The sequence below is a fragment of the Streptomyces sp. NPDC104367 genome, from assembly GCF_055583825.1.
In genome coordinates, this window is sequence record NZ_JBVJND010000037.1 from 1 (window position 1) to 12,337 (window position 12,337).

Genomic DNA, 12,337 nt, shown 5'->3' on the forward strand with positions numbered 1-12,337 from the left:
TCGGCGGGGTAATGCTTCATCCCCACAGGGACTCCGTTCTCCTGGACCATCAAGATCCAAGTCTCTCCGGTGTCCAAACTCCAGGGTCAGGGCCCTGGCGTTGGAAGGTGGCGGGAGCGTAGGCAGGGGGCAGTGGACGAAGTGTGCCTGGCTTGTGACCGGCGGCCGTACCCGACGGCGGCCGGTCCTGCGCCGGTGCCTCGGCCGCCCGGACGGGTCCGAGGTCGTGCAGGGCGTCCCACGCCCCCGGCCGGGCGCGGAGGGCCTCGGCGGGATCAGCGGCCTCCCGGAACAGGGGGAGGGCACGTCGACGGCAGTGAACCGGCGTCGCGCGGGTGAGCACATCGCGGACCTCGCCCGCACAGGCCCGCCCCCAGGCCGTCGCCCCCTGCGCATCGGCCTCGCCGCCGCGTCGGCCCGGCGCCTGGCAGAGACCGAGCCCGCACGGCGCCGCCCCGTCGCCGCCGTCGCCTTCGTTGACGTCGGCCGCGACCCGGCCGAGCAGCCGGCGCAGGCTCGCGCGGCGCTCGTCCTCGCTGTCGGTGGCCCGGACCAGCTCGGCGGCGTACGCGCGCAGCAGGTCGTGGCAGGTGTAGCGGCCCGGTGCGGGCTCGGTGACGAGGTGCGCGTCGGCCAGCTCCGCGAGCAGGGCCCGCGCGCCGGAGGCCGACTCGCCCGCGAGGGCGGCCCCGGCGTCCACGGTCAGCTCCGGCCCGGGATGCAGGGAGAGCAGCCGGAACATACGGGCCGCGGAGGCACCGAGCGCGTCGTACGACCACGAGAACACCGCTCGTACGTCGACCGCGGGATCGGTGTCACGGAACGCCTCCAGGCCGCCGTGCGCGGCCCGCAGCTGTTCGGCGAGCGTCGCCAGCGGGAACGCCGGCCGGTCGGCGGCGCGGGCGGCCACCACGGCGAGGGCGACGGGCAGCCGCGCGGTGAACCGGACGATCTCCTCCGTCGCCACGGGTTCGGCGGCCACCCGGGCGGCGCCGATCCGCAGGGCCAGCGCCGAGCGGGCCTCGGCGCTGGAGAGCGGTCCCAGGACGACCGGGTGGGCGCCGTCGGCGGAGGCCAGACCGCCGAGCCGGCTGCGGCTGGTGACGAGCACCAGACAGCCGGGCGTGCCGGGCAGCAGCGGACGGACCTGGGCGGCGTCACGGGCGTTGTCGAGCAGGACGAGCAGTCTCCGGCCCGCCGACAGGCTGCGGTACAGGGCGGCCTGGGCGTCCAGGCCCGCCGGTATGCGGGCGGCCGGTACGCCGAGGGTGTCCAGGAAACCCCGCAGGACGTCCTGCGGCGGCGCGGGCCGCGCGCCGGGGTCGAAGCCCCGCAGGTCGGCGTAGAGCTGCCCGTCCGGGAAGCGGTCGGCCGTCTCGTGCGCGAAACGCACGGCGAGGGCGGTCTTGCCGACGCCCGCCGGGCCGGTGACGGTGCTGATCACGACCGTGGGCGTGGTGTCACCGCCCCCGGTGGCCCCGTCGTCGAGCAGGGCCCGCAGGCGGTCCAGCTGCGGGGCCCGGCCGACGAAGACCGGCAGGGAGGGCGGCAGTTGGGCCGGTACGACGGAGGGGAAGGCCGCGGTCCCGGGGTGACCGGCCGCCGGCTCCGGTCCGGTCGGCGTGCTCCATGAGATGTCCCCGGGGCCCGGACCGGTCTCCGGCCCGACCGGGGCGCTCCACGTGAAGCCCTCCGCAGCCGGTCCGGGGTCCGCCCGCAGCCGCGCGGCGGTCAGCTCGGGCCCCGGATCGGCGCCGAGTTCGTCCGCGAGCCGGGCGGCCGCCGAACGGAACACGTCCAGCGCCTCGGCCCGGCGGCCGGTGGCGGTGAGCACGAGGACGAGCAGTGCCTGGAGTCCCTCGTCCAGCGGGTGCCGAGCCGCGCTCTCGGACAGGGCGGGCCGTACGCGGTCCGCGTGCCCCCGGCGCAGGGCCACCTCGGCCGCCTCGCGCACCACGGCGTCGTACTCCCGGTCCAGCTCGGTGAAGACGGGATGCGCGGGCGCCTCGGCAGGGCATCCGGCGGCCCGGCCGCGACGCAGGGCCAGCGCGTCGGCGTACGGCCCGACGGCCTGCCGTACGTCGCCCTGCTCCCGGGCCCGCGCCACGAGCCGGCGGAACAGGAGCAGGTCCACGGAGTCGGGCGGTGCCAGGATCCGGTAACCGCCACCGCCGCGCAGCAGCAGACTGCCCTCGGCCCGCTGCGGCAGCCCGGGCTCCAGCAGCCGCCGCAGCTCGCCCACATGACGGTGCACCATGTTGACCGCGTGGGCGGGAGGCCGGTCCGCCCACAGCGCGTCCACGATGTCCGGCAAGGGAACCGGCGAGCCCGCCCTGGCCAGCAGCAGGGCGAGCAGGGTGCGGCGCAGCGGCGGCCCCGGTTCCACCTCGGCCCCGTCCCGCCAGACCCGTAACTCCCCGAGCACCGCGAACCGTACCGGCATCGATGTCACCGCCCCGTCCACACCCAGCCCCCTCCTGCCGGATCCTCATGCTAGGCAGCGCAGGGGCGGCACTCACGGGGGCGGACATTCCGGGCGTGGTGAGGGCGGACCGGGCGGGACGGGCCCCGGGGAGCGGCTACGGGGCGGTCGCGGCCACCTCCGCGACCAGCTGCGCGACGGCCTCCAGCGCGTCATGGCGCTCGAACCCGGCCCGCAGGGCCTCGGCCCGCTCGCGGTACCCGGGCTCGGCCAGCACGGTCAGCACGGCGCCGCGGATCTCCCTCGGCGAGGGATCCCCGGTGCGCAGATCGACCCCGGCCCCGCTCCACCGGACGCGGGCCGCCACTTCCGGTTTGTCCTCCCCGTCGCCGCCGACGACGAGCGGTACCCCGTTCCGCAGCGCCTCGTGCACACCGCCGTACCCGCCGTTGGTGACCAGCACGGAGGTGTGGGGCAGCAGCATGTCGAAGGGGACGTACCCGCTGACGCGTGTGTTCGGCGGGACGGCCCCGGCGGCCTCGATCACGGCCGGGCCGTCCGCGCGCCCCGTCGCGGCCACCACGAGGACGTCCTCGCCGGCCAGGGCGTCGACGGCCGGTCGCACCAGCCTGCCGAGATCACGGTTGGCGAACGACCCCTGGGTGACCACGACGACCGGCCGATCCGCGTGCTCCACCTCCGCCCACCAGTCCGGAAGCGGCCGCGGCGGGCGCGGCGCGGCGGGCAGCGGACCCGCGAATCGGAACGACGGCGGCAGGTCGCCGCGCGGATACTCGAACTCCGGGACGGTCAGCTGGAGATAGTGGTCCGGCGCGGTGACCAGGCAGTCGAGCACGAACCCGGGCAACGTGGTGCCGCTCTGTCCGAAGCTCTCCTCGACATGCCGCTGGGCGCCGGAGAGGACCTCCCTGACCCGGTCGTTCATGTCCCGGTGCCGCTTCTTCGCGTCCTGCCCGGCCAGCGGCGGCAGCGCGAGCCCGATGGGCGGCGCGTCCTCGCTCAGCAGGGTCGGCATGGTGATGCCGAGGGCGATGGTGAGCGGGCGGCGGCCGGGGGGAGCGGACAGGCTGAGGGCGGTGGCCCCCAGGAACAGCGGATCGCTGATGACCACGGATGCCGGGAACCGATGGTCCAGCAGGGTTCGCAGCGCACGGTACTGGGCGGGTGTCTGGTCGCCGAAGACGTGCTTCAGGTCGTACTCCAACTGCGCCGGACCCGGCGGGAAGGCGGCCCGGTCGGGGAAGTACAGGTCCAGCCGCCGGCCGTCGAAGTCCGCGGCGGGCGGCAGCGGCACATGGAGGGCACCGGCGTCCCTGACGTCGTCGGCGAACCGGCTCCCGGTCAGTACGACGACCTCGTGCCCGCGCCGCACCAGGTCCGACGCGACGGTGAGGACGGGTTGGAGATGGCCGTGGAACGGCGATGCGGCGGCGACGATCAGTGTCACGGACGGCTCCCTGCGGTCGGTGGGCGATGCCGCGGAGCGTAGGGACCCCTTGTGCAGAAGAAGTGCGGCATCGCCTGCACCCGCGACAGGCCCGCGCGGTCCCTGATCCGGGGCGTCCGCCGGTGGCTGCTCCCGGCCGTCCTCGTGGGCCGTGCCCGCAGGCGGGAACAGCCCGGCGAGGTGTCCTTCGTCCTCCGGTCAGGCCGCCGTCCGTGACCGGCGCGCGGTGGGCGGTGTGTGCCGGTCACGGCCGGCGTGCAGCAGGCCGCCGATGACCGCGAGGAGGACGAGGCAGACGACGGTGAGTGCCCACAGGACGGTGTGGAACGCGGACGTGTAGGCGTGGGTCAGGAAGTCGGTGAAGTCGGCGCGCACGGACGGGTCGACGGCGGCGGCCGGGTCGGTGAGGTCGCCGCCGGCCAGCGCGTTCGCCACGGTCGCCGGAGTTCCGGCGCCGGGGAACGCGCCGATGCCCGCGTGGAGGCGGGACGCCAGCGTGGTGGTGAGCAGCGATCCGTAGGCGGCGACGGCGATCGCCTCGCTGCCCAGCCGGAGGGTGTTGAGGAAACCGGCCGCCATCCCGGCCTTCTCCGGCGCGACGGCGTCCAGCGCCTGGCCGTCGACGAGACCGGCGGACAGCCCCATCCCGGCGCCGGTCACGAGCATCGGTGCCGAGACGACCACGATGGCCACGTGCTCGCTGAAGAGCGTGAGGGTGGCGTCGCCCACCACGAGGCAACCCAGGCTGATGAGGATGAGCGTGAGCGGCGAGACGCCGCGGGCGACGAGCCTGGCCGCGAGTACCGGGCAGGCGAGGACCGGCAGGGTGAGCAGGAGCATGATCAGCCCGGCGGTGCCGGTGCTGTGTCCTCGCACGGTGGTGAGGTAGCCGGGCAGGTAGGTCAGCATCGTCACGAAGCCGAAGGAGGCGGCGACCGGGACGAGGCACAGCGCGAGATAGCGGTGGTCGGCCGGCAGGCTCAGGTCGAGCATGGGGCGGGCGCGGCGCCGTTCGACGGCGGTGAAGACGGCGAGGCTCACCGCCGCCCCGGCGAGCAGGGACAGGACGCCGGCGCTGGTCCAGCCCCACTGGGACGCCTGCGCGATGCCCGTGGTGAGCAGCAGCATCGCGAGGACGAACAGCGCGGTGCCGGGGACGTCGAGGCCGGCGCCCGCGCGCTGCGGCTCGGCCGTCCGGCGGGCCAGGGACGGCACGGCGAGCAGCACCAGGCCCAGGACGACGGCGTGCAGCGCGAAGACCCAGCGCCATCCCGCGGCCTGCGTCAGAGCGCCCGAGAGGGAGGGGCCCATGGCGACGCCCAGGCCCGCGACGGTGCCGAAGAGCGCGAACGCCTTGCCGCGTGCGGGGCCGTGGAAGACGGTCGACAGGATGGCGCTGCCGCACGAGAAGATCGCGGCGCCGCCGAGGCCGGCCAGGGCCCGGGCGGTGTCGAGCACGATCACGTCGCCGGCGAGCGCGCCGGCGAGTGACGCCACGGCGTAGATCCCCGCCCCGAGGCCGAAGGCCCGCACGCGTCCGACGGTGTCGGCGATCGAGCCCCAGGCGAGCGTGCAGCAGGCGAAGGCCACGTTGAACGCGTTGACCACCCACTGCAGAGGTACGAGGCCCGCGTGCGTGTCGGCGCCGATGTCGGGGAGGGCGACTGCGGTGCCCGAGATGGAGGTCGGGACGACGAAGACGGCGAGCAGCACGGTCACCAGCGGCAGCAGCCGCTGCCGGCCGGCGGCCCGTGCCGTCGGGGGCACGGTGGTCCGGACCTCGGCCGGGGGGCCGTCCCCCGTGGTGTCGAGGCCGGTCTGTGTGGACACAGGGTTGCTCCGTATACGCGTGGCCGGACGAATCAAGGTTCGCTTTTTGTCGAACCTTACGCTGCCATGCGCCGGAGGTACGATGCAAATAGAACCATCTGCCGAGAAGGAGTTCACGCGATGCCCGACTCCGAGGGGCACCCCTCGTACGAGGAGATGGACCTGCGGGCCGTCATGCACGCCCTCTCCGACCGCCTGCGGTACGAAGTGATCTCCACTCTGGCCCGGGAGCCGGCGGGGACCGAGCGGCACTGCAGTTCGTTCGGGCTGCCGGTCACCAAGTCCACGCGCAGCCATCACTTCCGCATCCTGCGCGAGGCCGGCCTGATCCGGCAGGTCGACCGGGGCAACAGCCGCATGGCGCAGCTCCGGACGGCCGACCTCGACACCCGTTTCCCCGGCCTCCTCGACCTGGTCAGGGAGAACCCCGGACCTCCCCGCGGGCACTGAAGCCCCGGACGGGCAGCGCAACCCTCGGCGGGCGCGGAGAGACGGACGGCGTGTGACGACCGTCCGGCGGTGACTCCGCTGCTCCATCGGCGGATCGACCCGCGGTTCGCGCCCCTCCGCCGACGGCGCCTTCGGCCGGCCCCGACCCGCATGCCCGCTCAGTCGACCCGCAGGGGGATCTCGCGCAGCCCGCGCACCGAGCCCGGCCTGCGCTCCAGTTCCGCCGCGGGGACGGCGAGCCGCAACCGGGGGTAACGGCGCAGAGCGGTGGCGAGCACTGTCTCCACCTCCAGGGAGGCGAGGCGCGCGCCCACGCAGTAGTGCAGTCCGTGGCCGAACCCGAGCGAACGTGTCGTGAACGGTCGACCGATGTCGAACGCCGCCGGGTCCGCCCAGTGCTCGGGGTCGCGGTTGGCGGAGGCGGTGCCGACGATGACGTAAGAGCCCTTGGGGATGGTCGTCCCGCCGATCTCGACGTCTTCCAGGGCGTAGCGGCTCAGTCCCGGGGTGACCGGGCCGTCGTACCGCATGGTCTCCTCGATCACGGCCGGGATCAGGCTGAAGTCGGCCCGCACGGCCGCGAGTTGCTCCGGGTGCCGGAGCAGCGCGACCAGCGCGTTGCCGATCAGCTGCGCGGAGGGCTCGTAGCCGCCGAACAGGACGATCCCGATCATGCTGACGAGTTCGTCCTCCGTCAGGGGCTCGCCGTCCGCCTCGGTCGTGACGAGGTCGCTGATGAGGTCGGCCCGGGGCGCGGCCCGGCGTTCGCCGATCAGTTCGCGTACGTACGCGTCGAAGGCGTCGAGGGCGGCGACGACCCGCAGGGCGTCCTCGTCGTCGGCGATGTGGCCGCCGACCACGGAGGCGGCGGTGCGGAAGAGCCCCGTGTCGGTGGCCGGGACGCCCAGCAGCTCGCAGATCACCGTGATCGGGAGCCGGTTCGCCACCGCCTCGACGAGGTCGAACCCGGCCGCGTCCCCCAGCGCGTCGAACAGTTCGTCCGTGTTGCGCTGGATACGGTCGCGCAGCCCCTCGACGCGTTTCGCGCTGAACCCCCGGACGACGAGCTTGCGCAGACGGTCGTGGTCCGGCGGGTCGAGGTTGGCCATCGCACGGCCGAGGAGCTGAGTGGTCCGCAGGCCGACCTGGGCGCGCGGGGGCAGCGGCTCGGGCGGCAGGCTCTGCCGCAGGCCCCGCCCGAGTTCGTTGCTCAGCCGCAGATCCTCCAGGGCTCGGAGCACGTCGTCGTGGCGGGTGACGAGCCAGCGCTCGGCGCCGCTGGGCATCGTGACCAGGTGCACCGGTCCTTCGGTCCGCAGCCGGTCGAGGGCCGGGAAGGGGTCCTGGACGAAATCGGCCCCGAGTACGTGGTCGCTGTCGGGGGAGCCGTCGCGGTACGGGCAGCAGCGCTGTGCGAACGAGGTCATCGGCATCCTTCGTAAGTGTTCGTCACTCTTCGTCGGCGTTCGTCAGTCTTCGGTGGTCTTTGTCGGGGTGGACGGGGTGGAGGAGGTGGAAGGGACGGTCGGGGAGGCGGGGGCTCGGGACGCCTCCGCGGCCGTCCGCCGAGCGGGTCGGCGGGCGCCGAGGACGAAGCACACGGCGGCCAGGACCTGGCACAGGGTCAGCAGGGCGAACACGGTCCGCAGCGGCAGGATCTCCGCCGCCGCTCCGGTGCCGACCAGGCCGACGCTGCCGCCGGTCAGCCCGAAGGCGGCGATCAGGGTGAGCGCCGTCGACCGCAGCGGGGCCGGGATGCGCGCGGTGCGCACGGCCGCGATAGGCCCGTTGGACAGGCCGTTGAGCAGCCCGGCGCTGAACAGGACGGCGGCGAGACCGGGCGCGTTCAGCGGCAGCAGCAGGGCGAAGAAGACGGTGGTCTGGCCGATCCTGCCGAGCACCGACAGCCGGGTCGGGGAGAGGCGGCGCAGCGCGCGTCCCACGAGCAGGGTCCCGCTGAGCGCTCCGCCGCCGAAGGCCCCGAGCAGCAGACCGGCCAGGGTGGCCGAGCCGCCGTACTGCTCGCGGGCGAGGACCGGCAGGAGGACGAACAGGGCCTGCCACGCCGTTTCGGTGAGGACCTGACCGACGGTCCAGCAGCTCAGCAGCCGGTCGCGGCGCAGCACGTTCGCCGCCGCCCCGGTGTTCCGCCGGGCGGTGGGCAACGGCGGGGCGAGGCCGCGCGGGAGACGGACACCGAGGATCAGCGCGGAGGCCAGATAGGTGCCGGCGTCCAGGAGCAGGACGGTCGGCGCGCCGAGCCAGCTCACGAGCAGTCCGGAGACGGGAGGGCCGATCAGGATGGCGAGACGGGTCGCGCCCTGGAGGTCGGCGTTGGCCTTGCTGAGCAGTTTCTCGTCCTCGCCGGCGAGGAACGGCAGCAGCGCCTGCTGACTCGCGGTGTAGGGGGCGAAGAAGGAGCCGATGGCGAAGAGCAGGAGCATGATCACCGGGAGCGGCAGCAGACCGGCCTGGTGCAGCAGCGGCACCAGCGTCACCAGCAGGGCACGGCTGTAGTCGGACGTCACCAGTACCCTGCGGGGGCCCAGGCGTCCGCTCAGCGAAGCGCCCAGTACGCCGAAGAGGGCCACGGCGATCATCTGGGCCGCCATCACGAGCCCCATGTCCGCCGCCGAGCCCGTGCTCTCCAGGACGAACCAGGGCATGGCCACGGCGCTCAGCTGCGAGCCGCTCATGGAGAGCACCTCGGCGGCCAGCACCGTGCGCAGCACGCCGCGCGCTGCGCTGTCGTGCGTCGGGGACATCAGCCGTCACTCCCTCGGACGCCTCCCCGGCCGCGCGCACCCCGGTTCGCCATCGCCCGGCGGGCTCGCGCCGCGCGGTCGCGCAGGCCGTCGGCCGGCCCGGCGGGCTCTGCTCCGGACGCGGTGAGGAACCGCGCCAGCGCGGCGACCGTGGTGTGCTCGTAGAGCGCGGTCAGCGTCAGGGCCGCGAACCCGCGCCCGTCGAGCGCGGTGCGCAGCCGGGTGAGCAGGAGGGAGTTGCCTCCCAGGTCGAAGAAGTTGTCGTGCACGCCGATCTCGTCGCGGCCCAGGACCTCGGCCCAGGCTGCCGTGATCCGCCGTTCCGTGTCGTCACGCGGGGCGGTCCGCTCGGCGGCCACCGGCAGGTCCTCGCGGCCCGGCCGCGGCAGCCGCGCGGTGTCGACCTTCCCGCTCGCGTTCAGGGGCAGCCGGTCCAGCCACACGTACGCCTCGGGGACCAGGTGGGCGGGCAGCCGGGACCGCAGATCGTCCAGGAGTTCGGTGCGCTCGGGCCGCTGCTCCGCCGGTGACGCGGCGACGAGGTAGGCGACCAGACCGGGCGTGCGGCCCGGGTCGAAGTGCACGAGGGCGGAGGCCACCGCGGGGTGGCGCAGCAGCGCCGCCTCGATCTCGCCCGGTTCGATCCGGTGTCCCCGGACCTTCAGCTGCCGGTCCACCCGGCCCAGGTACTCGACGGTGCCGTCCGGCAGCCACCGGCCTCGGTCCCCGGTGCGGTAGACCGGGCCGGCCGGGCCGCCGAACCGCTCCGCCGTCAGCTCCGGCCGCCGCCAGTAGCCGGCCGCGACGCCCGCGCCCCGCAGGAAGATCTCGCCGGGCACTCCGACGGAGCAGCGCCGCCCCGCCGGGTCCAGGATCTCGGCCCGGGTTCCGGCGATGGGCCGTCCGATGGTGTTCATCGGCCCGTTGGCACCGCCGGAGAGGTCGTGCGTGAGCGCGATCACGGTCGACTCGGTGGGACCGTAGGCGTTGCGTATCCGGTACGGGGTGCCGGCGGGCGGGGTCCTGGTCAGGGCGGCGGCACCGACGATCAGCTGGCGCAGCCGCGGCAGTTCCGCCCCGGACGCCCACAGAGCTTCGGCGAGCGGCGTGGCGAGCAGGACGACGGAGACGCGCCGCCGGGTGAGCCAGTCCGCGAGGTCGTCGGCGGCCGGTGCTCCCTCGTGGGGGACGACACAGCCGCCGGAGGCGAGGGCCGACCACACGTCCCACTGCGTGGCGTCGAAGGCGACCCCGAGGAGCTGCCCGGTCCGGTCCTCGGGGCCCAGGCCGAACGACTCCCTTCCCCACGAGGCGAGTTGGGCCAGGCCGCGGTGGCGCACGACAACGCCCTTCGGCCTGCCCGTCGTACCGGAGGTGTAGACGATGTACGCCGCCGCCCCCGCCGCCGCCAGGTGCGCGCCGACGGTGTCCGTCGTCGTGCCCGTTCCCGTTCCTGTCCCTGTCCCTGTCCCTGTCCCCTTCTCCGTCCGCGTCTCCGGCGGGTCGTGGACCGGCCGGTCGTCCACGGCAACCGTCACGTCCAGGACCGGGAGGCCGGCCGCGGCGGGGTGGGCGGCGCCGCGGGGGCCGTCGGTGATCACGGCGCACGCGCCCAGGTCGTCGAGCAGCTCGCCCACCCGGGCCGCCGGGGCGTCCGGGTCGAGAGGACAGAAGGCGGCGCCCGCGTACCAGGCGGCGAGCATCGCGACGACGAGATCCTCGCCCCGGCGCAGGAGTACGGCCACCACCGGGTCGTCGGCCGGGCACAGCGGCCGTACGCGCGCGGCGAGGGCCAGCGCGCGCCGGTGCAGCCCGGCGTAGGTGAGGACGCCCCGCGCGGTGTCCACGGCCGGGGCGTCGGGCGTCTCCCGTACCCATCGGCCGAGCAGTTCCGGGACGGTGGTCGGCGGGCCGGCCCCGCCGCCGTTCTCCCAGGCGTCCAGCCGGGAGAGTTCCGCGGTGTCCCCCGCCACCAGGTCGAGGGTGTCGAGGCGGCTGCCGAGGGTGTCCGGGAGCCGGGCCAGCAGCCGCCCGTACACCGACGCCAGCTGGGCGACGTCGGCCCGGTGGGCGTGGTCGCCGCGGTAGGAGAAGGCCGCCTCCAGGGTGTCCCCGGCGAGCGTCAGCACCACGGTCAGCCCGAACTTGGCCCGGTAGTCGGCGTCCTGCGCGGACAGCGGCAGCCTGGCCAGGGTGCTCCCGCCCAGCCGCGGCGGCTCGGCGGGGACGGTCTCCAGGCTCAGGGTCACGTCGGCGTAGGGGACGCGGCCGGCCCGGCGTGGCGGGTTCAGCCGCTCCACCACCTTCTCGAAGGGGATGCCGCCGTGCTGGTACGCGTCGAGGACCGCACCGCGCAGGCCGACGAGCAGGTCCCGCAGCGTCGCGCCCTCGGCGGGGCGCGAGCGCAGCACCACCGTGTTGAGGCACGGCCCGATCAGCCCCGCGAAGCGCGGGTCGTCCCGCTGCGCGAGCGGGGCGCCGAACACGATGTCGTCCCGGCCGGTCCAGCGGTGTAGAGCGGCCGCCAGGGCCGTCGCCGCGAGCTGGTACAGCGTGCAGACCTGCTCTTGCTGGACACGGCGCAGCCGGGCGGCCAGGCCCGCGGGCAGGGGAACCGTCACGGTGCCGTTGCCGTCGGGGTCCGGCCCTGAGGGCGAGAGGGCCAGGTGGGCGGGTGCACCGGCGAGGTGATCGGTCCAGTACGCCAGTTCGGAGGCCCGCTGCCCGGTGTCGCCGCTCTCCTGGGCGGCGACGAAGTCCCGGTACTGCGTACGGCCGTCGCGCGCACCGGCCGCCGCCGCGGGAGGGCGCGGTCCGGGCTCCGGGCCGCCGGAAGCCTCCGCGTAGCAGTCGGCCAGCTCCCGCAGGAAGATCCCGGCGGACTCGCCGTCCCACACCAGGTGGTGCAGACGGACGAAGAGCACCTGTCCCTCGGGGCCGCCCGTCTCCAGCAGCGCGGCGGTCAGCAGCCGGCCCGACGCCGGGTCGAACGGTTCGTCGGCGGCCCGGCCGAGCCACGCGTGCACCCTGTCCTCGGGGGCGCCGTCACCGCGCAGGTCGATCCGGTCCACCCGGGGAACCCAGGGCACGCCGATCCGCTGCCGCAGGACGCCGTCCCGCTCCTCGAACCGGGTGCGCAGGATCTCGAACCGTGCCACCAGCAGCGCGAAGGCCCGCCGCAGGGTGCCGGCGTCGAGCGGCGGGCCGGTCACGCGCCAGGCCAGCGGCACGTTGTACGTGGCGGCCGCGTCCATCCGTTCCGCGATCCAGATCCGCTGCTGGAACGCCGAGGCCGGGACCACCACCTCCTCGCCCGGCTCCCGGCCGCCGGTCGGGGGGTCCTGGTCGGTGCGGTCGGGGACCGTCATGGCAACTGCTCCTTTGTCGGGTACGTGTCGGCAC

The 12,337-nt window shown here is 74.9% G+C and carries 7 protein-coding genes; 1 reads left to right on the top strand and 6 read right to left on the bottom strand.

From position 1 onward, the window contains the following. Positions 1-49 precede the first annotated feature (49 nt). The 3 genes from ACZ619_RS38320 to ACZ619_RS38330 form a co-directional block, all read right to left on the bottom strand. The gene (locus ACZ619_RS38320; protein ID WP_469609316.1) at positions 50-2,443 is read right to left on the bottom strand and encodes an AfsR/SARP family transcriptional regulator; all 2,394 of its coding nucleotides are present in this window, start codon (positions 2,441-2,443) and stop codon (positions 50-52) included. Between the two features lie 136 nt (positions 2,444-2,579). Beyond that, complete coding sequence (locus ACZ619_RS38325) at positions 2,580-3,890, bottom strand: glycosyltransferase (RefSeq protein WP_469609319.1); 1,311 nt, start codon at positions 3,888-3,890, stop codon at positions 2,580-2,582. A gap of 198 nt (positions 3,891-4,088) precedes the next feature. Continuing rightward, positions 4,089-5,720 carry an MFS transporter gene (locus ACZ619_RS38330; RefSeq protein WP_469609321.1) on the bottom strand — a complete coding sequence of 544 codons (1,632 nt, stop codon included), beginning with the start codon at positions 5,718-5,720 and terminating at the stop codon, positions 4,089-4,091. Positions 5,721-5,840: 120 nt separating this feature from the next. Here ACZ619_RS38330 and ACZ619_RS38335 point away from each other — a divergent pair, with 120 nt between their 5' ends. Beyond that, positions 5,841-6,170 (top strand): transcriptional regulator, encoded by a 330-nt coding sequence (locus ACZ619_RS38335; RefSeq protein WP_469609323.1) that lies wholly within the window; start codon positions 5,841-5,843, stop codon positions 6,168-6,170. 158 nt (positions 6,171-6,328) lie between these two features. Here the strand turns inward: ACZ619_RS38335 and ACZ619_RS38340 are convergent, their stop codons facing one another. Genes ACZ619_RS38340 through ACZ619_RS38350 form a run of 3 tightly spaced genes read right to left on the bottom strand, consistent with a single transcriptional unit; the run spans position 6,329 to position 12,303 of the window. Next, the gene (locus ACZ619_RS38340) at positions 6,329-7,597 is read right to left on the bottom strand and encodes a cytochrome P450 family protein (RefSeq protein WP_469609325.1); all 1,269 of its coding nucleotides are present in this window, start codon (positions 7,595-7,597) and stop codon (positions 6,329-6,331) included. A gap of 42 nt (positions 7,598-7,639) precedes the next feature. Continuing rightward, a complete protein-coding gene (locus tag ACZ619_RS38345) occupies positions 7,640-8,935 on the bottom strand; it encodes an MFS transporter (protein ID WP_469609328.1) in 1,296 nt (431 codons plus the stop codon). After that, positions 8,935-12,303, bottom strand: a complete 3,369-nt coding sequence (locus ACZ619_RS38350) for a non-ribosomal peptide synthetase (RefSeq protein ID WP_469609331.1) — start codon at positions 12,301-12,303, stop codon at positions 8,935-8,937. The genes ACZ619_RS38345 and ACZ619_RS38350 overlap by 1 nt, the downstream gene beginning before the upstream one ends. Positions 12,304-12,337 lie beyond the last annotated feature (34 nt).